Origin of the sequence: Listeria swaminathanii, assembly GCF_014229645.1 — a bacterium.
In the GTDB taxonomy this organism is placed as follows: domain Bacteria; phylum Bacillota; class Bacilli; order Lactobacillales; family Listeriaceae; genus Listeria; species Listeria swaminathanii.
Genome location: NZ_JAATOD010000001.1, coordinates 565,687 through 592,410 on the forward strand (window position 1 = coordinate 565,687; position 26,724 = coordinate 592,410).

16 protein-coding genes and 1 riboswitch are annotated in these 26,724 nt (G+C 38.7%); of the genes, 10 read left to right on the forward strand and 6 right to left on the reverse strand.

All coding sequences use genetic code 11. The annotated features are described in order from the left end of the window. Positions 1-134: 134 nt before the first annotated feature. Positions 135-3,785, forward strand: a complete 3,651-nt coding sequence (gene nifJ / locus HCX62_RS02810; RefSeq protein ID WP_185636943.1) for a pyruvate:ferredoxin (flavodoxin) oxidoreductase — start codon at positions 135-137, stop codon at positions 3,783-3,785. 247 nt (positions 3,786-4,032) lie between these two features. Here the strand turns inward: nifJ and HCX62_RS02815 are convergent, their stop codons facing one another. Beyond that, complete coding sequence (locus HCX62_RS02815) at positions 4,033-5,994, reverse strand: fructose-1,6-bisphosphatase (RefSeq protein ID WP_185636944.1); 1,962 nt, start codon at positions 5,992-5,994, stop codon at positions 4,033-4,035. Between the two features lie 112 nt (positions 5,995-6,106). Then, positions 6,107-7,018, reverse strand: a complete 912-nt coding sequence (locus HCX62_RS02820) for an AEC family transporter (protein WP_185636945.1) — start codon at positions 7,016-7,018, stop codon at positions 6,107-6,109. A gap of 805 nt (positions 7,019-7,823) precedes the next feature. Between HCX62_RS02820 and HCX62_RS02825 the strand changes: the two genes are divergently transcribed. The 4 genes from HCX62_RS02825 to HCX62_RS02840 all read left to right on the forward strand — a co-directional run bounded on the left by HCX62_RS02825 (position 7,824) and on the right by HCX62_RS02840 (position 11,089). After that, complete coding sequence (locus HCX62_RS02825; protein ID WP_185636946.1) at positions 7,824-8,102, forward strand: transposase; 279 nt, start codon at positions 7,824-7,826, stop codon at positions 8,100-8,102. A gap of 197 nt (positions 8,103-8,299) precedes the next feature. After that, complete coding sequence (locus tag HCX62_RS02830; protein ID WP_185636947.1) at positions 8,300-9,190, forward strand: Rgg/GadR/MutR family transcriptional regulator; 891 nt, start codon at positions 8,300-8,302, stop codon at positions 9,188-9,190. 188 nt (positions 9,191-9,378) lie between these two features. Next, the gene (locus tag HCX62_RS02835) at positions 9,379-10,065 is read left to right on the forward strand and encodes a diguanylate phosphodiesterase (protein WP_376740658.1); all 687 of its coding nucleotides are present in this window, start codon (positions 9,379-9,381) and stop codon (positions 10,063-10,065) included. A gap of 22 nt (positions 10,066-10,087) precedes the next feature. After that, positions 10,088-11,089, forward strand: a complete 1,002-nt coding sequence (locus tag HCX62_RS02840; protein WP_185636949.1) for a MucBP domain-containing protein — start codon at positions 10,088-10,090, stop codon at positions 11,087-11,089. Positions 11,090-11,124: 35 nt separating this feature from the next. Here the strand turns inward: HCX62_RS02840 and psiE are convergent, their stop codons facing one another. Next, positions 11,125-11,538 (reverse strand): phosphate-starvation-inducible protein PsiE, encoded by a 414-nt coding sequence (psiE, locus tag HCX62_RS02845; protein WP_008947234.1) that lies wholly within the window; start codon positions 11,536-11,538, stop codon positions 11,125-11,127. A gap of 88 nt (positions 11,539-11,626) precedes the next feature. On the opposite strand from psiE, the gene HCX62_RS02850 reads away from it, so the two are divergent. Further along, entirely contained in the window at positions 11,627-13,348 is a 1,722-nt protein-coding gene (locus HCX62_RS02850) for an ABC transporter ATP-binding protein (protein WP_185638005.1), read from the forward strand. Positions 13,349-13,380: 32 nt separating this feature from the next. Here the strand turns inward: HCX62_RS02850 and HCX62_RS02855 are convergent, their stop codons facing one another. Next, positions 13,381-14,601, reverse strand: coding sequence for an MFS transporter (locus tag HCX62_RS02855; protein ID WP_185636950.1), 1,221 nt, complete (start codon positions 14,599-14,601; stop codon positions 13,381-13,383). Between the two features lie 131 nt (positions 14,602-14,732). After that, complete coding sequence (locus HCX62_RS02860; RefSeq protein ID WP_185636951.1) at positions 14,733-15,203, reverse strand: MarR family transcriptional regulator; 471 nt, start codon at positions 15,201-15,203, stop codon at positions 14,733-14,735. A 201-nt stretch (positions 15,204-15,404) separates the two neighbouring features. Between HCX62_RS02860 and HCX62_RS02865 the strand changes: the two genes are divergently transcribed. Then, on the forward strand, positions 15,405-18,047 hold the full coding sequence (locus HCX62_RS02865) for a calcium-transporting ATPase (RefSeq protein ID WP_185636952.1): 2,643 nt from the start codon (positions 15,405-15,407) through the stop codon (positions 18,045-18,047). A 428-nt stretch (positions 18,048-18,475) separates the two neighbouring features. Then, positions 18,476-24,535, forward strand: coding sequence for a putative cellulose-binding protein LCP (lcp, locus tag HCX62_RS02870; RefSeq protein ID WP_185636953.1), 6,060 nt, complete (start codon positions 18,476-18,478; stop codon positions 24,533-24,535). A 115-nt stretch (positions 24,536-24,650) separates the two neighbouring features. Here the strand turns inward: lcp and HCX62_RS02875 are convergent, their stop codons facing one another. Further along, positions 24,651-24,908, reverse strand: a complete 258-nt coding sequence (locus HCX62_RS02875; protein WP_003729458.1) for a DUF1294 domain-containing protein — start codon at positions 24,906-24,908, stop codon at positions 24,651-24,653. 78 nt (positions 24,909-24,986) lie between these two features. On the opposite strand from HCX62_RS02875, the gene HCX62_RS02880 reads away from it, so the two are divergent. Then, positions 24,987-25,364: a RidA family protein gene (locus HCX62_RS02880; protein WP_185636954.1), complete on the forward strand. Its 378-nt coding sequence runs from the start codon at positions 24,987-24,989 to the stop codon at positions 25,362-25,364. 64 nt (positions 25,365-25,428) lie between these two features. Beyond that, positions 25,429-25,526, forward strand: a riboswitch (SAM riboswitch). A gap of 93 nt (positions 25,527-25,619) precedes the next feature. Further along, entirely contained in the window at positions 25,620-26,723 is a 1,104-nt protein-coding gene (locus HCX62_RS02885; protein WP_185636955.1) for a 5-methyltetrahydropteroyltriglutamate--homocysteine S-methyltransferase, read from the forward strand. The last annotated feature ends 1 nt before the right edge of the window (position 26,724 follow it).

The window sequence follows — 26,724 nt, forward strand, 5'->3', positions numbered from 1 at the left end:
AGATAAAATCGCTAGTTTCTTTTTTGTTAAAAATCTACACTTTTACTAGTCCTTGTGAAGCATTGAGTATAAGCGAATAGTGGTGTAAAATAGGAATGATTATAAAACTAGAATGACTGGAAGTGTTAAGTCTTATGCGAAATAGAAAAACAATGGATGGAAACACGGCCGCAGCTTATATTTCTTATGCATTTACAGAAGTTGCAGCAATCTATCCGATTACCCCTTCCTCCACCATGGCTGAACTCGTGGACGAATGGTCATCAAAGAGCAAGAAAAATTTATTTAATGAACCTGTAAAAGTAGTAGAAATGCAGTCCGAAGCAGGAGCAGCAGGAACAGTTCACGGATCACTTCAAGCAGGCGCGCTAACTAGTACCTATACAGCGAGCCAAGGTTTACTTTTAATGATTCCGAATATGTACAAAATTGCCGGCGAACTATTACCAACTGTTTTCCATGTTTCCGCAAGAACAATTTCGGCAGCCTCGCTGAATATTTTTGGTGACCATAGTGACGTGATGGCAGCGCGCCAAACAGGATTTGCAATGTTAGCAGAAGGTTCCGTCCAAGAAGTTATGGACTTATCCGCCGTTGCTCATTTGGCCTCACTAAAAGGAAGTTTGCCATTTTTAAACTTTTTTGACGGCTTCCGGACGAGCCACGAATTGCAAAAAATCGAAGTACTCGAATACGATGAATTAGAAAATTTACTCGACAAAGAGGCGTTGCAACAATTTAGAAATCGTGCAATGACGCCAAACAATCCTAAAACATTAGGTTCGAACCAAAACCCGGATATCTTTTTCCAACAAAGAGAAACCGTGAACCGCTATTACGAGGAAATTCCCGGTATCGTGCAAAACTACATGCAAGAAATTAATCAGCTTCGTGGCACAGATTACGATTTAGTAAATTATTATGGTGCAGAAGATGCGACGGATGTTATTGTCGCAATGGGCTCCGTGACACCAGTCATCGAGCAAGTCATTGATTACTTAACAACCCAAGGGAAAAAAGTCGGCTTGCTAAATATTCGCTTATATCGTCCTTTCCCAGCAGAAAACTTTTTAGCAAAACTGCCGAAAACAGTAGAACGTGTGGCTGTTTTAGACCGGACGAAAGAGCCTGGATCAGGCGGGGAACCACTTTTACTCGACGTGCAAAGTGTACTGTATGATAGTGAGACTCGTCCACTAGTTATTGGCGGTAGATATGGCTTAGGTTCAAAAGATGTTACACCAGACCAGATTCTCGGTGTTTATTCGCACCTAATGACCGAAAAACCAAAACCGCGCTTTACGATGGGGATTACAGATGATATTACGAATCTATCTATCGAAAATGATGGACCAAGTGACCTCACTTCTGAAAAAACATTCCAATGCAAATTCTGGGGCTTCGGCTCGGACGGAACAGTTGGCGCGAATAAAGCTGCAATTAAAATTATTGGTGATAACACCGATTTATATGCACAAGGCTACTTTTCCTACGATTCGAAAAAATCAGGCGGGCTAACCGTTTCGCATTTACGCTTTGGAGAAAAACGGATTCGCTCAGCCTATCTAATCCAACAAGCAGATTTCGTTTCCTGCTCTACCTCGGCCTATTTACGTTCGTATGATTTGTTAAAAGGTTTAAAACCGGGTGGAACATTCTTGCTTAATACCATTTGGGAAGGCGAGCAGTTAGAACGCCATTTACCAGCTGCAATGCGCGAATATATTGCGAAAAATAATATCCAATTTTATACATTAAATGCGATGAGAATTGCTGGGGAAGCAGGACTTGGTAGAAGAATTAATACCGTCATGCAAACCGCCTTTTTCCAAGTGACTGACATTTTACCGTTCGAAAAAGCACTGGCTGACTTAAAAGAATCGGCTATCGCGACTTACGGGAAAAAAGATATGGCAGTTGCGGAGAAAAATATTCTCGCAATGGATCAAACCGTTGCTAATTTGCATAAAGTAGAAGTTCCTGAAAGTTGGGCAAACCCAGTTGTCACAGCCGAAACAACTGTAACGGCCGAAAAACCAGCTTACATCCAAAATATTCTTGAACCTGTGAACCGTTTAGAAGGCGACAATTTGACCGTTGGCGATTTAATTTCTAATGGAATGGTCAGTGGTGCTTATCCTCCGGGAACAGCGGCTTACGAAAAACGCGGGATTGCTCTCGAAGTTCCCGAATGGATTTCTGAAAACTGTACGATGTGTAATGAATGTGCCTTTGTATGTCCACATGCAGCGATTCGTCCAATTTTAACGGATGAGGAAGAAATGGAATCCGCTCCAGATGGCTTTATGACACGTGAAATGCGTGGAAAAGATGGTCTTCGTTACCGCATCCAAGTTTCGCCAATGGACTGTACTGGTTGTAATTTATGTGCGGAAACATGTCCGGCGAAAGAGAAAGCGCTCGTGATGAAACCATTTGAAGAAGTGGCTGCCAAAGAAAATCCGAATTGGTCCTTCGCAATTAATGTCAAACCGAAGAAAAATCCGGGCAAGAAAAATACTGTTCCAGGTAGCCAATTTGAACAACCTTTACTGGAATTCTCCGGAGCTTGTGCTGGTTGTGGTGAAACACCATATGTTAAATTATTAACGCAAATGTTTGGCGACCGGATGATGATTGCGAATGCGACTGGCTGTTCCTCGATTTGGGGCGCATCAGCACCAGCAACGCCGTATACCGTCAATGATAAAGGACACGGTCCGGCTTGGGGGAATTCGCTTTTAGAAGACAATGCGGAATATGGTTACGGTATGTATTTAGCCAACCAAACGATGCGAAAAGCTTTAAACAATAAAGTGACACAAGCGCTTGCGGAAGAATCAATTTCAGAGACTTTACGTGAAGCTTTGGTCGACTGGCAAACGCAAATGGATGTTTCAGAAGATACGCGCGAACGAGCAGAAGTATTACAACTTGCACTGCTTAGTGAGATGGAAGGCAATGCGGCACTCGAATCGATTTACAATGACCGGGAATTATTTATTAAACGTTCGCAGTGGATGCTTGGTGGCGATGGCTGGGCTTATGATATTGGCTTTGGCGGAATTGACCACGTGTTAGCATCAGGTGAAGACGTAAATATTTTCGTGATGGATAATGAAGTTTACTCGAACACAGGTGGTCAGTCGTCGAAAGCAACACCAACTGCAGCGATTGCTAAATTTGCTTCGGGCGGAAAATCTGTCGGCAAAAAAGACCTTGGTATTATGGCGATGAGTTATGGAAATATCTATGTTGCCCAAATTGCGATGGGAGCGAATAAACGCCAAACCTTAAAAGCAATTGAAGAAGCAGAGGCATATCCAGGGCCATCTTTAATTATCGCTTATACGCCGTGTATTAATCACGGTATTTCAAGCGGGATGAAAACGATGCTGAGCGAAACCCAAAAAGCAGTAGAATGCGGCTATTGGAGCTTATATCGCTACAATCCAGCGCTAGAAGAAAAAGGAAAGAATCCAATGACGATGGACTACAAAAAAGTCGATTTCGATCAATTTGAAGATTTCCTCAAACGCGAAACACGCTATTCTGCGCTATATAAGGCAAATCCAGAAGTAGCAACAAAACTATCCGAGAAAACCCGTTTAGATGCTGAAAAACGCTTTAAACGTTACGCTACGATGGCAGGGCTTGATTTAGAAAAGATATTAAAGAAAAAAGAAGTCACAGAAGAAGTGGCAAAAGCGCCGGTTGATGATGAACGAGCAGCAAGAAAAGCGGCTCGGGAAGCAAGAAGATTAGCGCGCGAACAAGGTAAATAAAAAGAAGGTCCAGAACTGTCTGGACCTTCTTTTTTGCTTTTAATCTGTGGGAATCAAAAGCGATGTGGGAATGAATAGATATTCTCTTATGAATGTTATTAAGAAATAACTACTATTTAAATATAACTTTTTTTCGGAGAAGATGCACTAGGAAAATTAAGGCTTCTGTAGCTAATGAAGTGGCAGTGGTTGCAGCCCAACCCATTTGCTACTTGTGAAAGTTTTATGACAATTCGAAACACTATCATTATCGATTTTCATGAAGTAAACCATTACGATAAGCATCAAGCAGTAATTTTAAATCCTCCGCCTGCTCATTGAGTTTGGCGCCGATGTCGGTATCTCTTACGCGTTTACGATTAATTTCCATCTCGATGACTTGACGTGTCGAGAGGATATCAGTTTCATTTTTAATCGCATCATCTTTCGTTGTAAATGGTTGATGACTCACTAATTGCAATCCATAACTGTTAAATAGCAATGTATAACCAGCTAAACTCGTTTCTTTATGATAGGCTTTTGCAAATCCGCCATCAATCACAAGCATTTTCCCGTCAGCTTTAATCGGACTTTCGCCTTTACCTTCTTTGACAGGAGTATGTCCATTAATAATATGCCCACATTCGCCATCAAGCCCAAATTCTTCTAAGATCTGCTTGCAAATGGACGCATCATTACGTAATTTATAGTAGGGATTTTTTTCCTCGGTGTGGGTTTCTTTTTCCGCAACAAAATAACGTTCAAAGGTCGTCATTTCACTTTTTCCAAATAACGAAGAAATTGCGCCAGTCCATAAATACCAAACGATATCGCAAGCGTATTTCTTCTCTTTCGTTCCGGGAGGGCGGACGTAGGCTTCGCGCGTTAGTATTTCAAATTGTTCTAAAAGCTCTCGGCCGGCATAGTTTTCCCCGCGCAATTTCATCTCCATAAAAGTCCCATCCTCATGAAGCGGAATGCAGCCATGATAAAGCAAATTGCCGTTATAAGTCAAAAACATACTTCCTTTTGAGTATAAAAATTGCACATGTTTTTGCAGCCGGCGACAATTTTTAAAAGCAGCAGTAATTTTTTCAATAAGCTCTTTCTCTGCGCTAGTAAGGGTGTACGGATTTTCTGGATCAATCGTTGGGAAATGTGTATCTAGTAGCGCGTAATCGTGGCCTTTTAACCGAATGGTGCCATTTTGATAATCAATAAAATCAAGGAGCAAGCGGTGATCCATCTCAAATTCTTTCCGGCGACGAATAATTTCACCTTCCAATTTAAACTGGATAATCGAAATAGCTTTGTGCATCCGCGCAATTTGAGTGATTTCAGCATTGCTATAGTCGATATTATCCTCATTTTTAGGCTGGAAATACGTACAAGGATCATCTTTATACACTTCATCAGCAAAAAGGGCGAGCGGACGGAGCGAGATGCCGTAACTATCTTCTAAAATATCTAAATTCAAATAACGAGCAGAAATTCGAATAACATTTGCCGCACAAACGCGGGAACCACTAGCAGCTCCCATCCACAAAATATCATGGTTGCCCCACTGGAAATCGAGCGAATGATAATGCATCAATGTATCCATAATTTTGTCAGGATAAGGCCCACGATCATAAACATCACCAACAATGTGCAAATGATCGACAACTAATTGTTGAATAAGCCGCGAGAGGGCACTAATAAATTCCTCCGCACGACCAAGCGAAATAATATGCTGTAAAATTTCTTCATAGTAAAGCCGTTTGTCATCTTCATTGTAGTTTTCGTGCAGTAACTCTTCTAATATGTAAGCAAAATCTTCTGGCATCGCTTTTCTCACTTTGGAACGAGTATATTTAGAAGCAACATACTGGCACAACTCAATCAAACGAAAAAGGGTCGTCCGATACCAAGCATGCAAATCCTCCGTTTCACTAGCAATTAAATCCATTTTTTCTTCTGGATAGTAAATCAACGTACTAAGGGAATTTATCTCTGCATCATTTAGCTCTGTACCAAAAATATCACGAATTTTCCGCTTCACAACACCAGAACCATTACGTAACACTTGTTCAAAAGCACTATATTCTCCGTGAACATCACTTAAAAAATGTTCCGTTCCTTTGGGAAGATTCATAATTGCTTCGAGGTTGATAATTTCTGTGGCAGTCTTCGCTATAGTCGGATATTCTTTTGCTAACAATTGTAAATATTTCATATCAGTAGTTTTCACTAGACGATGCCTCCTTTTTAATTGGTATAGCTATTATATTTCTTAAAAGATAGTAAGGCAAACGTTTTGTTTTATTATTGGTCTATACAAAAAAGACGAGCCGTGGCCCGCCTTAGAAAACTGGATGAAGAAAATAGAGCACAATTGGTAAAGTGATAATACTTAAAACCGTACTAATAAAAGTGGCACTAGAAACTAAATCAGGTTTTGTATCAAATTGAACAGCCATTAAAGTTGTATTGGCTGCAGTTGGCATCGCTGCCAGCAAAATCATAATTTGTTTTGTCATTTCATCCACTGGAAGAACAAGCGTTAGCCCGAAAGCGATAATCGGGGCAATGAGCAATTTTAGAACTAAAGCAATCCCAACTTTCGTAAGCTCAATTCGTCGAAAGGAAATAACCGCCAATTGCATTCCAAGCACAATCATAATCGTTGGAATAGCGGCATCGCCAACTAGTTTTACGCAAGTCATCAAAGCGGATGGAAGCGAAACATGAAGCAATTGCAGCGTGAGCCCTAGCAAAGCCCCGTAAGCAATTGGCATTCGAACAACGCGTTTCATCACCGTTTTCATGCCATTTGCATCTTTACTTCCTTTGGCGGCAAAATAAACGCCAATCGTGCTCATCGCAAGTTGTTGCAGTACCATCAAAACAACCGCAATATCAAGCCCCACAGCCCCAAAGACGAGCAGTACAACAGGCGTCCCGTAGTTCCCATTATTCATAAACGCACTAGCCAAAATGAGCGCACAACGATCTTGCAAATTATAACCAAGCAAAAAACTAATCAAACTAACCAGCAAAATCAAACTCAAGCAAAGCGCAAAAATATAAATCGCCAAATAAACATAATCCATCGTAAGCGGATTCGTATAAAAGGTATTAAATGCAAGAAACGGCGACATCAAGTAAAGCGTGAGTTTAGATAAATTGGGAATATCAAATTTTAACGTTTTCTGTCCAACAAACCCAATCGCAAAAATCCCAAAAACCGGCAATAAAATAAGAAGAAACTCCATAGCAACACCCTTTTCTATGTATATTGTAGCTTATTGTACCACAAATGAAAAAAAACGAAGCAATAAAAGGCTTTATGGCGCGCCTGATTAGTCTCATTAGATACATAATGTGGTTTTGGAGACCAAGTCGCAATTTCAGCTTCGAACTTAGTAGATTATAAATCTAGCTTCAATTGATAGTTAAAATAGACCAACTACAATCAAAAAATTACCCAATTGATTAATTTCTCGTTGTTAGTATTAACTTTAAATCTAAAGAAGTGTTTTATTTGCAGGCTTTCCAGGCGCTAACGCTAGTGTGTTAAAGGAGCAGAATTAGAATTTAAAGTGGCATTTTAGCTACCGGAAAAAGCTAATTTGCCTCAAAAAGTGCTAATTAAGTAGTGAATTTAGATATAAATATTGTCTATTTCACTAATTAGACACCGAAAAGTCATAGTTTAGACACATAAACGGATGAATTGGTCTTTTTTTAGTATTAGAAATAAGGAAAAGTCAATTATAATAAGTATATTGGACAATAAACAAGGCGGTGTTATAAGCGATTAGAGCCAATTTAGTTTATTGAAAAATAACTGGAGATAACATGGATTAACTTTACGAAGCTAAAAAGTAATAAATGAAATCTCCCAAAAAAAGCTTACACGACTGAAAAAGTGGGAAAAAGAGAAGTAATAGGCAATTTACCTACTCCAAACCACCAAAAACATACTAAAACCTATTTCATTAAAACATACTAACTAAATAAAAACAGTTATCTGGAAAATTTACTTTAGATGAAATACGCACAGGAGAGGAACTGTTCATGCCTACTAAAAAATATACCGAAAAATTCAAAATCAGCCTAGCTTACTTACACTATAAAGGAACACCTAAACAAACATTATGTGATGATTTTGGCGTTTCGATTGCATCTCTTTCTAGATGGATTAAAGGATATGATGTAACAGAGGTAGATATAAACGAAGCAGCTAATATTTTACAAATGTACGAACTAAAAAAACAAAAAGCAAAATTAGAAGCCGAGGTAGTTGCTCTTACAAAAGCAATCAAACTTTTCAATTCGGATTTTAATGCAGTTTAATAACCGACAAAGACTACTCAAAGTAAACTAAGTGAGTAGTCTTTTTTATCGCCAATGTGACATTTTTGTAAGTTTCATTTTAAAAGTAAAAGCGTTAAACTACTAAAGTGAATATGCCAGAATAGCAAAAGTCGCTTCTTCCAAGAATAACAACTTATATTTTTAGAAATTGGAATTCTGTATGAAGGAGGAGGAACATGGTTGCTTACGGGGAATTAATTCGAGAAGTACGGCTTTCTAAAGGCTTAACGCAAAAAGAAGTCTATACCGGAATTATTTCGAAATCCTATGCCATAGGTTTTGAAAAAGGCAAACATGATATTACATTAGGGCTATTTGAAGAAATTTTAAAACGGGTGATGTTAAGCTCGGATGAATTTTTCTTTATGAATCGGGGGTTCTCTCTAGCCGAGGAAGATAATTTTTGGTACAAATTTGCCCAAGCGGCGAACCAAAAAGATCTGACAGAATTAGAAACATTACACGATGCTATTTTACAGCAAAAAGGGGAGCGAGCCACTCTTAGAGAAGCAATCGTTCACTCAAGAATCGAAATTAATAAACAGTTACTTCTAAATAATAAATTTGATGTTAGTATCGTTTCCGATGAAGACAAAGCAGTTATCCAAACCTATTTGTGGAAAGTCCAATCCTGGACGCTAGAAGAAATCCGAATTTTTGCGAACTCGGTCGATTATTTTGAGGAAGATGTGCAGATTTACTTTTTCCAATTAGTTTTAAAATCCATCGAAAAATACAAACATTACGATCGCGGCAAAAAAGTATTTTCGACACTTTTGACGAATATTACAGAAGAATTAATTGCCCGAAACCAATTGGATTATGCCACACAATTATTAGAAATACTATATGAGCTATCGGCTTCGCATGACTGTGCTTTTTACCGAATTATGCACAATTATTATCAAGGCTTGATTTGGATGAAAAGCGAGCAGATCGAACAAGGATTACACCAATCCCAAAGAGCCGTCCAAATTTTAAATGAACTTAATTACGAACCCCTCGCGATTCTTTACCAAACTTTACTCACGCAGTTTTTAGAAAAAGAGCAGATTCCAATATCGTAAAGCGAAAACAGGTGCTCCACAAATTATCTATAAATGTTTTCATAGGCAATTCAAAAGTCCATTTATCCAATAAAAACTTCTTAAATGCAGCTAGTATTTAAGAAGTTTTATTTTTTTGGTCTTATATATATGACCTAATGATTTTTACGGCGCGAATGTTGTAATATTTGGAATGTACTAATTTTCACATGTGTGTAATGAAAGGAGTGAATTGCATTTTGACAGGGCAATACCAGTTAGTGCTTCAAGATCAATATGATCCTAGAAGTGGCCAATTAATCAAAAAAGAAATAATTCCCACTAAAAACTTAGTAGAAGAACTCACTTCCTATATGTTATGCATAAAAAATCAAACAGAGTACGGAAATTTTATCAAATGGTATGAACGTGAAATTCGTAAAATAATTAAAGAGCATCCCGAGCAACATTTTATTATTAAGATTTCTTTTCAACAATTATATTTCCGAGAAACAATGCTCTTATTAGAAAACTTAAAAGCATTTAGCAAGCAAATAACGATTGAATTGATGGGGGATAGCCAAATAAGCGCGAGTGAAAGAGCACATTTTTCCGCAGATGACAGTGATGCTTTCCTAAAAGGAAGATTGAAAATGCTGAAAAAATGGCATTATTTTATTTCCAAGCATATTGAAACTGGCGCTATGGAACAAACACTTATTTTCACGCCTTACATCGATGAATTAAAATACAGTTTAAAAAAAGAGTCAAAACTACTTGATAATCAAACAGAATTAGCATTTTTTCTATCTTTTTGGAAAAGTTGGGCTAAGCTTCGGTGTGTCCATTTCGTTGTAATTGTTGATGAAGTATCAACTGATTTTCCAGAAGAAGTAAATATACGCTGTGAAATGTAGAAGAAAATAGGAGGAATTACCCGTGTTCGCAAGTTTTAAAAAGTTAGTAATAGGTCTTTTAACCGTAATAATTACCGTAAGTTTAGGTAGCGGAATCTTTTCGCCAATCAACGCACATGCAGATGCTACACTAAATCCAAATGGCTTCACTGTCCTTGTAAAATATATGGATGAAGCTGGGACTGAAATAGCGCCATCAGAAACCTTAACAGATTACTATTATGTTTCTGTGGAAAAAAATATTCCGGGCTACAGATTAAAAGAAACGCCAAGTAATGCAACTGGGAGAATAACTGACTCAGGGATCGAAGTGCATTATATTTATGAAAGAGCGATTAAAGTGAGTTACGTGGATGAAACCGGGAAAGATTTGTTGCCTACTGTAGAAGTAGCGGATAGCGATGCTGCAGTATTAGAAACTATCCCTGACTATACATTTGTAAGAAAAGACGTTAGCCCAGATAGCTCACATATTATTTATCGTTATAAAAAGAACGTTTCTACTATTCCTGATTTTGGAAAACCGAATCAAGTAACAGTAAATTACGTTGACGAAAACAACGCGCAAATCTCGCCATCGCTATATTTGAGTGGACTTTTTGACGAAGCATACAAAGTGCCGATGAAAAAAATCAAAGGCTATACGTTACTAAAATACGATCCAGAAATTCTTGGCGTGTTCACAGAAAATGCGCAAACAATCAATATTATTTATAAAAAAAATGCGCCTGAACAAGCCCCAGTCACAGAAACTCCGGCAAATCCAATCGTCCCAGCAGAGCCACAAGTAGAAACACCCAAAGTCGAAATTACAGAAAAACCAATTTCGGCAAAAGAACAAATCACACCAACTACAGTAAAAGCTCCCAAAGTCGAAGCAAAAAAACAGCCAGCCAAAGCAACTTTACCAAAAACTGGTGATAGCTCGATAGACTTATTAATCACATGTCTTGGTATTATTATCGTTTCTTGTGGGGTTTATTTACTCGTGCAACAAACCCAAAAACGCCGTCGTAAAGAATAAGCAAAAAAGCAATCCGGGAAACCGGATTGCTTTTTTTACCCTTCTCGTTTGAGCATCTTCGTATTAGCTAAAAACAGTGCGGCGACAAGTAGTAAAATCGCGCCCGATAGTATTAGCGTGGAAGTTGCGCTAGAGTGATCGACAATAATAAATCGAATGATCGCTGTGATGCCAATGTAAATAAAATAGCGCAGCGGGAAATGAAAATGAGATTCGAAATATTTAACAATGAGCGCAATAAATTCAAAGTAAAGGAAAAACGTCAAAATATCTTGTGTCATATAATAGTAAGAAACGTCCGTGTCTAAGAAGAAAATATTATTGAATATCGTAAATGCCTCTCTAATTAAAAAAGCAACAAGGGTAAAGCCGACCATAATTAGCGCCAGATTTAAGGTAATTCGCAGCACGATGGGAACAATCGAAGAAATTTTTTCTAATCGTTTCATCAGTTGCCTCCTTTCCAAAAACGATATCGCTTTTTTAGTCATTTTACACTATAATGAGAAACATGACTATTTTTAAGGGGGGATTGTTATTTTAAAACGATTTTTTAGTTATTATAAACCGTATCGGACGCTTTTCATCATTGATTTTGGTTGCGCCGTTTTAGCTGCTATTTTGGAGCTGGCTTTTCCAGTTGCTGTAAACCACGTGATAGATACGTTACTTCCAGGAAAAGATTTTGGGCTGATTATTACTGCAGCACTCGCCTTATTATTCTTTTACATACTAAATACATTTATGCAGTACATTGTCACTTACTTTGGCCATATGCTTGGTCTTAACATAGAAACAGATATGCGCAGAGATTTATTCAGTCATTTGCAAAAACAACCATTTGGCTATTACGACAATCAGAAAACCGGGAAATTGATGTCGCGAATGACGACCGATTTATTTGAAATTGGCGAAGTGGCGCATCACGGTCCGGAAGACATTTTTATTTCGATTATGTCGCTGTTTGGCGCATTTTTCTTAATGTTAAATATCAACGTCAAACTAGCGATTTCCACATTTATCTTAGTACCCATTTTGACCGTGTTAATTGTTTATTTCAACAAACGCATGACGAAAGTAACGACCGGGATTTTTAAAGATTTAGGGAATTTTAATGCCGGAGTCGAAAATGCAATCAGCGGGGTGCGCGTCGTCCAAGCATTTGCTAATGAACCGCATGAAAAAGGTCGCTTCGCAGTTCTCAACCAAGCTTACCGTAAATCAAAATTAATGTTTTATAAAGTAATGGGACTGAGTTTTTCGTTCAACTATTTCCTAATGCGATTGATTAGTTTATTCGCGCTTTTATTTGGGGCTTACTTTACAATTAATGGCGAAATTTCTTACGGGGAATTTGTCGGCTTCATCTTGCTAACAAACGTCTTCATCCGGCCAATCGAGAAAATCAACAACGTAATCGAAAGCTATCCAAAAGGTTTCGCGGGCTTTAAGCGATTCCTGGAAGTGATGGATACAGAGCCAACTATCCAAGACGAAAAAGATGCCAAGCCAGCTGGCGAATTCCGCGGCGACATTGCATACAACCAAGTATCTTTTGAATATAGTGATGGGAAAAATGTGCTAAATCATATTAATCTTTCTATTAAAGCCGGAGAAACGGTCGCATTTGTCGGGCCAAGTGGCGCTGGGAAAACGACGATTTGTAATTTATTGCCACGTTTTTATGAAGTGTCAGATGGTGAGATTACGATTGATGGTGAAAATATTAAACGATTCACTTTACCTTCCTTACGCGCACAAATCGGCGTCGTGCAACAAGATGTCTTCTTGTTTTCCGGGACAGTTCGCGAAAATATTGCCTACGGAAAATTAGATGCTAGCGATGAAGAAATTGCGCATGTCGTGAAACTCGCGCACCTTTCCAAAGTAGTAGAAGAAATGCCAGATGGCCTTGATACAATCATTGGCGAGCGTGGCGTAAAACTTTCCGGCGGACAAAAACAACGGTTAGCGATTGCGCGGATGTTTTTGAAGAATCCGCCCATTTTAATTTTGGATGAGGCAACCTCGGCACTGGATACCGAAACCGAGCAAGTGATTCAAGCCTCGTTAGAAGAGTTAGCGGAAGGAAGAACGACCTTGATTATCGCGCACCGACTCGCGACAATTAAGCACGCCGACCGAATTATCGTGGTCAACGAAACCGGCATTGCGGAAACCGGCACACATGAGGAACTTTTAGCGCGAGAAAATGGCGCATACAAACGATTATATGATGCCCAATTTAATACAATTTAATGAAAAAGGGGGTTCCGCGTTGGAATCCCTTTTTATATTGCTGGGCGAGTTCTTTGATAGAGAACGAAAATTGCTACGGTTATTAAGATGACGCCCATAACGGCAGGGGCAGCGTGACCGAGTGTGATATAAATTTGCCCACCGATAATTGGTCCGATAATGCGCGCCAACGATTGAATGGCTTGGCTACCACCTTGAATCCGACCTTGCTCACTTGCACTAGCCGATTTTGAGACCATTCCATTGAAAGCAGGACCAAAAATCGAGTCACCGAATCCGAAAACGAACATCCCAATAACAAGCAGTGGTGCAAGTGTGAAAATCGAGGAAGCTGCAATTAGCGCATAGCCAATAATTTCAGCCATCATCCCCAGAATAGCGATTTGTTTATCCGTTAATTTGAGCAGCAGTTTTGGCATAACAAAGGCTTGCGAAAGAATATCTTGAATACCCATAATCGAAAACATCATCCCGATTAAAGCTGGCTTCCAACTAAAACTATCAATCGTAAATTGGGTCATGACAGCTTGCAGAGAACCATTTGGCACCCAAATCAAGAACGCCGCAACCAGCAAACGACTTAAATTTTTTATCGTCAAAATATTAAGCAACTGGGAAAAAGGATTGAGCCGCACAAGTGGAATTCGTTTTAAGCGATGTTCTTCTTGTAAACTTTCAGGCATGTAAAAATAACCAAACATAAAGTTGAGCAGAGTGATCGCCGCCCCAAAGAAAAATGGCACAGCATAGCCAAAGTGGGCGAGTAATCCGCCAAAAGCCGGTCCAAGTGCAGCGCCCGCACCAGCAGCGGCACTGACCCACCCAAAGTATTTCGTCCGTTGTTCTTGCGGTGTAATATCAGCAAAGAAGGCGAATAGCGTACTAATACTACCACCAGTAATTCCTTCAATCACGCGACCAAGAAAGAGCATCCAAAGCGCCCCACCAAGCCCGAAAACAAAGTAACCAATTGCAGAGCCAATAAAACAAATTAGTAAAACCGGACGTCTGCCAAACCGGTCACTTAAAGCACCAAGCCCAGGCGCTGCAAAGAACACGCAAAGCGCATAAACCGACGTGAGCAACGTGACCATCAACGCCTGCTCACTGGAATTACTTACATAAGGCGCGACTAGAAAAGGGACAACGGGCATAATAATACTAAAGCCCATCCCGCAAAGGAAAACAGATATAAGGCCGAAAAGTAAGGTTTTCTTATTGATTAAAGGTTGTGTAGATTTAGATTGAAACATATGATTCTCCTATCGAATAGTTTATTAGTGTCCTAGGAAACATAAATAGCTTAACTCGTTTTTGTTTCCTTGTCAACAAAAATAAAACGATAAAAAAAGCCTCACTTGAAAAAGTAAGGCTATTGCTGATTTTATTCGGATTTGGCATCTAAAACTTTCTTCATTTCAACATCTAAATGCCGACTATATTTATCGACAAATTGTAAAACTTCCGCATATTGTGCATCCGACACATCTTCAAAAACAACTTTATCCCGATCAAGGAATTCTTGGTGTAAACTATCATGCACTTGGTTGATTTCGGCACCTTTAGCAGTTAAACGAAAATAGATTTCTTTTTTATTTTCCGGCTTTTGATAGCTTTCGATATAGCCTTTATCCATCAGCTTTTTCGTAATTTTACTGATTGCACTTTTAGTCATATAAAAAGCTTCCGCGAGTTTCGTCACATTTGGATCTTCCATTTTGGCAATATATTCAATGCAGTGGACTTCGGAGGGTTTATATCCTTCCAGTGCTTTTTCCATTTTCACTTTGTTAATCCACGCGAGTTTATTAAATAAATCCCTAACACTTGCCATGACTTGTTCATTTTTATCCATGCCATGTCCTCCTAATCTACCTATCTGCTAGTAGTATAGTCGTTTTTTGTGTCCGGTTCAACTATTTAATGGGCTGGCGCAAATCAACCCTTGAAAGCGCTGTTTGTTAAGAGTGTGTAAATTTCCAGTGTTATCAATATTATTTCCACGTAAAGATTTGTTATACTTAACACATAAATTGATTGGAAGGGGCTGACATGATTGGAGATTTACCGCAAAAGCGCGGCAGAAACATTTACACAACTAGAAGCGACAGAAAAAGGCTTAACAACTAGTGAGGTAACAAAACGACAAGAAAAATACGGTTTTAACGAACTGAAGAATAAAAAGAAAGACCCTCTTTGGAAGCTTTTCATTGAAACATTTAAAGATCCAATGGTTATTGTTTTAGTCATTGCTGCCTTGGTGCAGTTGGTTTTAGGCGAAGTAGTCGAATCGCTTATTATCTTTTTAGTACTGATTGTGAACTCGATAATTAGCGTGGTTCAAACGCGGAAAGCAGAAAGTTCGCTCGATGCGTTACGGGAAATGTCTGCGCCAGTCGCCAAAGTTATTCGTGATGGTTCGAAGCAAAGTATTCATGCGCGCGAACTTGTTCCGGGAGACGTCGTTATTTTGGATGCAGGTGATTTTGTCCCAGCAGACGGCCGTTTATTCGAAAGTGGTTCCTTGAAAATTGATGAAGGTATGCTTACTGGGGAATCGGAGGCGGTTGAAAAATATATCGACACCATTCCTGATGAAGTGGGGCTTGGCGACCGCGTCAATATGGTTTTCAGTGGTTCCCTTGTTGTTTATGGTCGCGGGATGTTCGTCGTAACAGGCACTGCAAGCGAAACAGAAATCGGAAAAATTGCCGGTTTACTGGAAACAGCAGAAGCGAAACAAACACCATTACAACGAAAACTAGAATCATTTAGTAAAAAGTTAGGCATTGGTATTTTAGCACTCTGTGTACTTATTTTTGCAGTCGAAGCTGGTCGTGTGTTACTTGGCGACAATTCAGCGGATATGGCAACGGCGATTTTAAATGCCTTTATGTTTGCCGTGGCTGTAGCAGTAGCAGCAATTCCGGAAGCACTTTCTTCTATTGTAACGATTGTACTTGCAGTCGGAACGAACAAAATGGCGAAGCAACACGCGATTATTAGAAAGCTCCCAGCTGTTGAAACGCTAGGCTCCACAAGCGTTATTTGTACAGATAAAACCGGTACATTAACACAAAATAAAATGACCGTGGTTGATTACTATTTACCAGATGGAACGAAAGAAAACTTCCCAGATAGTCCAGAAAAATGGTCCATCGGGGAGCGCCGCCTAATTCATATTGCGGTACTTTGTAACGACTCCAATATTAATAACGAAGGCAAAGAACTAGGCGACCCAACCGAAGTGGCGCTCATTGCCTTTAGTAATAAAAATAATCAAGATTACAATGAAATTCGCGAAAAATTCATCCGTGAAGGCGAAATTCCTTTTGATTCAGATCGTAAATTAATGTCAACGCTACACACCTTTAATGACAACAAAGCAATGCTAACAAAAGGTGGACCAGATGTGATGTTCGCGCGTTGTAGCTATGTGTTCCTTGACGGCGAAGAAAAACCAATGACAGAAGAAATTTTAACGAAACTAAAAGAAACAAACGAAGAATTTTCCAATCAAGCGCTTCGTGTCTTAGCTTACGGCTACAAACGGATGCCGGCTGATACAACCGAATTAAAACTAGAAGACGAGCAAGATATCGTTCTAGTTGGCTTAACTGCAATGATTGATCCGCCACGTGAAGCCGTTTATGCATCAATTGAAGAGTCGAAAAAAGCGGGTATTCGCACTGTGATGATTACCGGAGACCATAAAACAACGGCGCAAGCAATCGGTCGTGATATTGGTTTAATGGATGCCGACGATATCGCATTAACTGGTCAAGAACTCGACGCAATGCCAGAAGAAGAACTCGACAAAAAACTAGAACATATCGCTGTCTACGCCCGTGTATCTCCAGAAAATAAAATCAGAATCGTCAAAGCTTGGCAGAAAAAAGGCAAAATCACCGCAATGACTGGTGATGGTGTCAATGATGCGCCCGCCTTAAAACAAGCTGATATTGGTGTGGCAATGGGTAGTGGAACGGACGTTGCTAAAGACTCCGCCGCAATGATTTTAACCGATGACAATTTCGTTTCAATTGTGGACGCAGTTGGGGTAGGTAGAACTGTTTTTGATAACATTAAAAAATCAATTTCTTACCTATTTGCAGGAAATTTAGGCGCAATTATCGCGATTTTATTTGCGCTAGTACTCGATTGGATTAATCCATTCACAGCACTACAATTACTATTTATCAACTTAGTAAATGACTCCTTACCAGCAATCGCATTAGGTATGGAAAAAGCAGAACCTGATGTAATGAAACGCAAACCGAGAGATATTAACGAAGGTATTTTTGCCGGTGGAACGATGCGCGCTGTTATTAGCCGCGGTGTCTTAATAGGTATCGCCGTTATCATCTCGCAATATATCGGTATGCAAATTTCACCAGAGATGAGTGTCGCAATGGCATTCACTACACTTATCCTAGCACGTACATTACAAACATTTGCAGCTCGCTCGAACGTCCAAACCGCATTTGGAGCAGGATTCTTCAGCAACAAATACGTTATTGGCGCCGTATTACTTTGTTTCGTCTTATACGGAATCACCGTACTACCAGGAGCTCGCGAAATCTTCTCAATCCCAGCAACATTTGGCTTACATGAATGGTCAATTGCAGCAGGCTTAGCACTCGCGGCAGTTGTGATGATGGAGATTATTAAAGTAATTCAGAATAAATTTTTTAAATAAACCTTTTAAATACAGAAATCCTTATTTAACCGAGGATTTCTGTATTTTTTTCATATTATAAACAAATCATTAGAAAAACAAGTAGTTACTCATCTTATCAAGAGGCTAAAAAGTAAAAATCTGATATAGCGGACTATATCTTTTAAATCCCCATCTAAAAAACCTATTGAAAACGGCTTCATTAAGGGGATTGCCGACATTTTCTTTGACTGCATTAAAAGGTTTCTATTTGTTGGATGTGTCTAAAGTATGTCGAAAAGCGTCTTTTTATATGACGAAGTTTTGTATAAAACAGTGATATTTTTTATTTATTTTAAAAACACATTTTGGGCGTATATACATAGAAGTTCCTTACAAGTAATATGGGGTTGAGATGTGAATTAACATCACTCACAACTAGAAAATTCACTTGGAGGGGAGAACTTTTTATGATTAAAGTAACTAGAGCACGACATTATTTATTACTATTAATGACATTTTTCCTAGTATTGGGACAATTAAACTTAACGACCTTTAAGGTGCTTGCGAAAGAAAATGGGAATGGTGAGCTTACTTATGAAGTTCAGTCTGAATTGACAGGAGATAAAAAATCAGCTGATTTAATCATTAAAGTAACACCGACAAAATATCAGATAAAAATCCTGACTATTGAAACACCTGATGGAAAGGTGGAAAAAGGCCAAGAAGCAAGCTATAAAGCTAAAAAAAATGGTGCCACTGATTTCTTAATTACTTATCAGGATGGAAGCGAAGGAAAAGAAGAAACTAAAACATATACTGCTTCTTATGAAGTAAGGGGCATAGTTTCTGATGAGGAAGCAATTGGAAAAGAAGACAATAATAGTCTGTATCCTTCTGCTTTGAACAATATCAAAAACAAAAATCTAAAATCACTTAAAGCAGGACAGACAACCGTTGAATTGAAAATACCAGATTACAATCAAACAGCTTGGGCAAACGGCGATATTAAAGAAGTAACCGCGACTGTGGAATTTGCTAACAATACCACTACTGGTAAAAAAGTGAATTTCACTTTACCAGATGGAATGCGTTTTGTTTCTGTTCCAGTACCGAGTAATTATCAGGCTAGTGCTAATGTGGCTCCAAGTATTTTAAGCTATTTAGGGTCAAATGATCCACTTGGAATAGCAATTACTTCGGTGAAGGTACCTGATAGAGAAACAGCCTATAATAAAGCTACTTTCGGAGAAGTTAGTTATGAGCTAAGTCCAGGGACTGAAAAAGTAAGTTTTACTTTCTCTGTACAATTAGATGCAGCGAAATATTACGGAGCAACTGACCTAGCCACCCCTATAAAAACAGAAGTATTTATGGGTGAGGAAAGTACACTAGTTGCATCCGCAGAACACACGATTCATGCGGAAGGAAATAAGGTTGTAGGTTATTCAAATCAGGATCATGTGAAAACGATGTTCCGTAATTGGTATAATAGTCAAAGATTATCAGAAGTTCTTGCAAGTACAGATACAACAGACTCATATAACTATACAAAATCTTATTCTGTCGTGAATGGGTTGAATAATTTAGACAGCCGTGGAGCGTTATATTATATTGCTAAAAATGTAGATGTCACTCTTTATTACCCAGAAGGTATGGAGTTTGTTGATGTTGTAAATAATAATGGGGCAGTGCAGTCGAACAATTCCAACCTAACTATTACTGATTACCCAAGTGAAAATAAGGTTGTGGTTAATTGTAAGCAATTAAATTTAAACTCGGTTAATAATTCTATTTATGCAGTAAAATATAAAATACCTAAAGGAACCTCTGCAGGAATATATAGTACGACAAAAGCGCCACATGCGATTATCACAACGTATGATGGAAAAGTGTTTGAATCAAAGGCATTAAGTAGTAATATTAGCGATTTAGCCACCTTAGCTCCACTAGATACTTGTACGGTGGTTAATACTTCTAGTAATAAAATGAAATTGTTTTCAGCAAATGGAACGATCAATCCGGATAATGAGACTTGGGCTGGTAGCATACAAATCGATAATAAAAGAACGGCTGGTGTGAAAAAAAATCAAATGTATCAAATTGAATTTGACCCTAACTGGGAAGCATATATGGTCAATATCCCTTTTGATAGCACCATTTCAGGAAATAAAATAAGTGATGTACAGTATAAAACAAATTTAAATGACACGTTTCGAACATATGAAGGAGAGCTTACCAAAAATAATAACCAAATGTATCGACTAGATGCAAACGCAGTAGGGCTTAAACCGGGTGAGTATTTCACAGAAGTAAAAGCGAATGTAGGAGATTTTTCACCTGGATATCAGAATACAGAAGCTTCGGCTACTTATCGTTGGAACTCCACTGTTTCGTACGGTAAAGTTAAGCCAGGAATTACATCTATTCAATTTAAAGGTGCCATTTGGGATGCTGATGACGAGGAAAATACAAAATCTTCTGGTACATCAACTTATAGCGTTTCAAATACAGTCACTACAGCAGCAAATGGGACTGCAGCTTTCTTCAACAAAGCTGGTAAAACAGTAAAAACAGCTAGTGCAGGAGAAACTATTAACACGAAAGCAACGTTAATTTTATCGGACTATCCTTATGGAACTAGAACTGCACTTAATAACCCAGAAATATACTTACGTGTTCTAGAAGGAACAAAAATTCAGCCTTCTTCCATTAAATTGACAGATCAGGATGGGAAAGATGTTAATTTCTCGGTTCAACAGGAAACAGCAAATAATGGAGACAAAGTATATGTATTAAAAACAACGGATGTAGCAGTAGGAAAATATACTGGATACCCAACTAAAAGTACATCTTTAAATATCAGCTATGATACAACATTTGATGTAACTCTTGCTAAAAGTATCAGTATGGATGCACAACAAGTCATTGCGTGGGGTGGATCGAATGTTACTTCCGCCATCGCCAATAATAGTTTTTTAGATACAGGACTAGATGTTAATAAAAATGGTCGAGAAGATGAAAAATTACTTTCAGTCAACAGTAGTACTTTAAGCGTTCCAAAACAAGACACAGTTACAGTAGAATCTTTCTTAAATGTAGCTGGGGAAGGAGAAAAAGCCGCTTATATTGAAGGGGATGATAGTACAGTTTCTTACTTCACGCCTGGGACGGATGCCGACTATACGGTTCAAATCACTAACACCGCAAATGGTGAAGCAGGCACTTTTGAACTATATATCCCAATCCCAAAAACTGGTCAAAACTTCGGAGAAAAATTCCAAAGTGAAGCATTTAAGTGGGATATGAAGTTAAATAACGCACTTGCAATTGATGACGAACAAAAAAGACAATTTGAAGTGAGTTACGCAACCGAGGCAACCGAAAGTAACTATGATTCAACAAGTATTTATACAGAGACAGTATCAGATTACGGAAAAGTAAATATGGTTCGAATTAAAGTAAAAACGCAAATTAATGCAGGCGAAACACAAGTTTTCAGAGTGCCACTTAAAGTAGATGAAACTTTTGAGTCTGCAATGGAGAGCAACAAAATTAGTAAACGTGATATTTACAATCCACACTACCGAGTAATAACCAATACTTTCTCCGGTTCATTATCAGGAACAAAAGTAGGAGCTGAACTTGTCATTGGCGAAGTTTCGGGGACATTATTTAATGACAAAGATGTTAACGGGGTTTATGAAAAAGCCAAAGGTGATGAACCATTAGCTAACGAAACAGTTGAGCTTTATAAGTGGAATGATGCAATCTCGAAGTATGAACCTGCTAAGATAGCGGGAGAAAATGTAACTACTAAAACGAATAGTAATGGGAAATACAGCTTTGATTATGACTCTGGTGTAGGTTATGGTAATTATGCTGTGAATTTCCCGGACAAAGCAGGTTATCAGTTTACGTTGAAAAATGTAGGAAAAGATGCCACATTAGTTAGTGATGTACCTTACAGCGGCGCAGACAAAGGGTGGAATAAACAAATTGATCCAACGAAACCAAATTCGCAATATATCAATGCGGGATACTATGCTTATAATCCAACACAAGATTTAAAAGTAAACTTAAATGAAAAACAAGTACAGATGGGTCGCAGCCTAGAAATTACACTACCAAAAGTTGCTCCAACTACTGGACAAGCTGCAGAAGATACGATTGAACCAAGCTTCTTTAAGAATATTAAAGCAAACACTAATGGCTATAAATGGACTGTACTTGATACTAATGTCGCTACAGTACAAACGCTGGCTGATGGGTCAGCCGCTGTAGTAGGTGTTTCCACAAATGGCAAGGCGATAAATAAAACTAATTTAACTATTACAATTAAAGATGTTTTCGGAACGGAAAAAAACTCTACAGCACCTGTATATGTAACGAGTACCGATGCAACTATTACCCAACGAAATGGATTCACATTAGGAGCAACTAATTTTTCAATGGAATATAAGGATGTATCATCGTTAACTGATGGCCAAGCATTGAACTTAGCGAAAACAGCTGCTTTTGAAGAAGTGAAGAACGGTGTTAACTCCAGTGCAGAAGACCGCTTGAGCATAGTACAAGTAAATCAAACGCAACTAGCTGCCATAAAAAATGGTTCAAGTCAAGGCGGCGTATATCCATTAACTTATACGATAGCTAAAGATAGTAAAACTGTTGATGTAACTATCCAAGTAACGGTGGGGAAAGATTTAGTCGGGGTGAACGCACATAATTCAACTATTTATGTAGGTGATACGTGGCTCGCTGTGAACAACTTTGATAGTGCAACTAACGAACAGGGTGAAAATACTGTACCATTTAGCGATGTGACTGTCTCAGGTAACGTAAACACCAATGTAGCAGGTATTTACCCAGTAACATACACTTACAATAATGTTTCTACAACTATTAACGTAACAGTTAAAGAGAAACTAACTGCGGTGAACGCACATAATTCAACCATTTATACAGGTGATGATTGGAGCGCAGCAGATAACTTTGACAGCGCGTTAGATAAAGATGGTAATACAGTAGATTTTGAAGATGTAACAGTTTTAGGGAACGTAGATACTAAGACAGCAGGAACAACTACTGTAAAATACACCTATGATGGGATTACGACGACCGTTACTGTGACTGTTAAAGAAAATAAAACAGGCATAAGTGCGCACGATTCCACTATTTATGTAGGAGATTTATGGACAGCCAAAGATAATTTTGATAGTGCCTTTGATAGTGAAGGCGAATCTGTTGCATTTAAAGATGTTACTGTGACAGAAAAACCAAAAGTAAATACAACAAAAGCTGGTGCTTATGAAGTCACGTACACATACGGTAAAGTATCTAAAACTATCACTTTAACAGTTAAAGCTAAGTTGACTGCAGTAAATGCCCATGACTCAACCATTTATATTGGTGATGCTTGGAGTGCAGCAGATAACTTCGACAGTGCGTTAGATAAAGATGGTAATGCGGTTTCTTTCACAGCTATTCAAGCGAATGGAACAGTTGATACAGATAAAGCAGGAATCTATCCAGTGACGTATGTTTATGACGGAGTTTCAACAACTATTAACGTAAAAGTCAAAGATATACTAACAACTGTAAATGCCCATGATTCTACAATCTATATAGGCGATAGCTGGAGCGCACGAGATAACTTTGATAGCGCTCAAGATAGGGACGGCAACCAAGTAGCTTATAAAGATATCACTGTAACGGAAAATCAGACAGTTGATTTTGAAACACCAGGCGTTTATCAAGTGACCTATAGTTATAAAGGCGTTTCTACGAGCGTTACAGTCACTGTAGAACCAAGAAAGACTAGTGTAGACGTGAAAGATAGCACGATTTATACTGGTGATACTTGGAAAGCAAAAGACAATTTCACTAGTGCAACAGATAAAAAAGGTGCCCAAGTTTCTTTTGCCGATGTCACTGTAACAGGACAAGTAGATTCAAAAACAGCTGGCACTTATGAAGTCAGTTACAGCTATGATGGAGTTAAAAAAGTGGCTCATATTACTGTGCTAAAAAATCAAGCTCAAATAACTATAAAAGATAGCGTTATTAAACAAGGTAATAAATGGAAGTCAGAAGATAATTTTATTAGCGCGACAAACAGAGATGGTGTAGCAATTACTTTCTCTCAAGTACAAGTAAAAGGAACTGTAAATGTAAATAAAGCAGGAACATATCAAGTTGCCTACTCCTATGATCCAAATGAAGGAACAGTAGACGCAGGAAAAGAACAACTAGCAGTCATAGCAACTATTCAAGTAGAAGAAAAAATGATTGCGACCCCAGTCGAACCAGGCAAACCAAGTACGCCAAATAAATCTCCTGTAAAAAAAGGGAAGAGTAATGTAAAAGGTAATGATCAGCAACATACGGAAACTTATGAAGCTGTAAAACCAATACCAAAAACAGGGGACCAAACAAACACATTGGGAATCTGGGTAGGCATTTGCTTACTAAGTATGAGCTTGCTTCTATGGATAGTAATGAGAGGAAGGAAGAAAAGACATCAATAAGAAGAAATATCAGATATAAGAACAAGACTAAGAAGGTAAACTAAATACCGACCAGAGGAATCTGGTCGGTATTTTTATCGGGAAATATAGAAGTAAACTCAGTAAATAATATTATTCAATACAACCACCAAACCAAAACCCCAACAGTCCAAACCATCGCAAGCGGCACTAAAATCCGGAACTTCGGCTTTTGGGTTTTATGATGAAACAACTGCATCGACATCCAACTACCAAATGCCCCACCAAGAAAAGCAGTGAAAAGCAGTACAGATTCAGGTATCCGGTAAGCGTGTTTAATTGCTTTCCGTTTATCAATAGCGAATAATAGAAAAGAAATAAGCGTTATCGCGATTAAATATATTGTTAAAATCATCCAGAAATCCCCCTTCATTGCTAAAACAAACTTTATTGATTAGAATAAAAGCATACCATAAAAGAAAGCAGGGATAAAATGGCAAAAGAAATTATTCAAACATCGTCAGCCCCAAAAGCACTTGGACCATACTCACAAGCTGTAAAAGTGAACGGACTTATTTTTACGTCAGGTCAACTTGGTATTAACCCGGCAACTGGAGAATTAGCAGAAGGCGCGACAAAACAAGCCGAGCAAGCTTTTAAAAATATAGCAGCAGTGTTAGAAGAAGCAGGTTCTGGACTTGATAAAATCATCAAAGCGACCGTTTTCTTCAAAGATTTAAATGAATTTACGGCTGTAAATGAAGTTTATGCGACATTCTTTTCCAGTGATTTCCCAGCGAGAAGTGCTTTCCAAGTAGCGAAATTGCCGCTTGATGCTGAAATTGAAATCGAAGTTATCGCAGAAGCATAAATATTCAGAAATAAATTTGACAACTACGAGAAGCAAACGATATAATAAGAACCAATTACATAGTAACTTATCAAGAAAGGTGGAGGGTTCTGGCCCAGCGAAGCCTTGGCAACCGGATTTTTCACGGTGCCAAATCCAGCAGGTAACACTGACAGATAAGGCACGCGAATCAGGTAAATTCACTTTCCCTTAAAAGCTGTCTTTTGAGGGGAAGTTTTTTTGTACATAAAAATAAAACGAATTGAGGCGAAGGAAATGAATCAAGTAGCACCATTTTATGCAGATCATGTTGGAAGTATTTTACGGACAAAGGCTATTAAAGACGCGCGGGAGAAGTTCCAAGCTGGCGAAATAACAGCCCAAGAGTTGCGCGAAATCGAAAATACAGAAATTAAGTATATCGTCGAAAAGCAAAAAGAAGTCGGCTTAAAATCAATCACAGATGGCGAGTTTCGCCGTGCTTGGTGGCATTTTGACTTCTTGGAGAATTTGGATGGGGTAGAAGGATACGATGCGGCTGGCGGCATTCAATTCAGCAAAGTCCAAACAAAATCACATTCGGTAAAAATCACAGCTCCAATCGATTTCACCACGCATCCATTTATAGAAGATTTTATTTTCCTAAAAGAAGCTGTTGGGGAAAATCATGTCGCGAAACAAACGATTCCGAGTCCAGCAATGCTTCATTATCGTGGCGACATTGAGTATCAGCCATATTTAGACGATGCCGACAAATTCGCCGCTGATTTAGCGACTGCGTATCAAAAAGCAATCCAAGCATTTTATGATGCCGGTTGTCGTTATCTGCAATTAGATGATACGTCTTGGAGCTATTTATGCTCGGATGAACAACGCGAAGTCGTGCGCCAAAGAGGATTTGACCCGGACACATTGCAAGAAACGTATAAAAATCTTATCAATGAATCTATCAAACATAAACCAGCTGACATGGTTATTACAATGCACATTTGTCGCGGGAATTTCCGTTCTACATGGATTGCGGAAGGCGGCTATGGACCAGTTGCGGAAACCTTATTCGGTCAATTAAACATCGATGGTTTCTTTTTAGAATATGATAATGAACGTTCTGGAGATTTTGCGCCATTAAAATATGTGACGCGCCCAGATTTGAAAATCGTGCTCGGCTTAATTACATCGAAAACAGGTGAATTAGAAGACGAAGCGGCGATTAAAGCGCAGATTGCAGAAGCGAGCGAAATCGTCCCATTAAGCCAATTACGCCTAAGTCCACAATGCGGATTCGCCTCCACAGAAGAAGGCAATATCCTGACCGAAGAAGAACAATGGAATAAATTACGCTACGTTGTCCAATTAGCAGAAGACGTTTGGGGTAAATAAC

Bases quoted from the DNA above. Each gene is read 5' to 3' on its own strand.
- nifJ (WP_185636943.1), top strand. From the start codon at position 135: ATGCGAAATAGAAAAACAATGGATGGAAACACGGCCGCAGCTTATATT.
- HCX62_RS02820 (WP_185636945.1), bottom strand. From the start codon at position 7,018: ATGGAGTTTCTTCTTATTTTATTGCCGGTTTTTGGGATTTTTGCGATT.
- HCX62_RS02825 (WP_185636946.1), top strand. From the start codon at position 7,824: ATGCCTACTAAAAAATATACCGAAAAATTCAAAATCAGCCTAGCTTAC.
- HCX62_RS02830 (WP_185636947.1), top strand. From the start codon at position 8,300: ATGGTTGCTTACGGGGAATTAATTCGAGAAGTACGGCTTTCTAAAGGC.
- HCX62_RS02835 (WP_376740658.1), top strand. From the start codon at position 9,379: ATGTGTGTAATGAAAGGAGTGAATTGCATTTTGACAGGGCAATACCAG.
- psiE (WP_008947234.1), bottom strand. From the start codon at position 11,538: ATGAAACGATTAGAAAAAATTTCTTCGATTGTTCCCATCGTGCTGCGA.
- HCX62_RS02855 (WP_185636950.1), bottom strand. From the start codon at position 14,601: ATGTTTCAATCTAAATCTACACAACCTTTAATCAATAAGAAAACCTTA.
- HCX62_RS02860 (WP_185636951.1), bottom strand. From the start codon at position 15,203: ATGGATAAAAATGAACAAGTCATGGCAAGTGTTAGGGATTTATTTAAT.
- lcp (WP_185636953.1), top strand. From the start codon at position 18,476: ATGATTAAAGTAACTAGAGCACGACATTATTTATTACTATTAATGACA.
- HCX62_RS02875 (WP_003729458.1), bottom strand. From the start codon at position 24,908: ATGATTTTAACAATATATTTAATCGCGATAACGCTTATTTCTTTTCTA.
- HCX62_RS02880 (WP_185636954.1), top strand. From the start codon at position 24,987: ATGGCAAAAGAAATTATTCAAACATCGTCAGCCCCAAAAGCACTTGGA.
- HCX62_RS02885 (WP_185636955.1), top strand. From the start codon at position 25,620: ATGAATCAAGTAGCACCATTTTATGCAGATCATGTTGGAAGTATTTTA.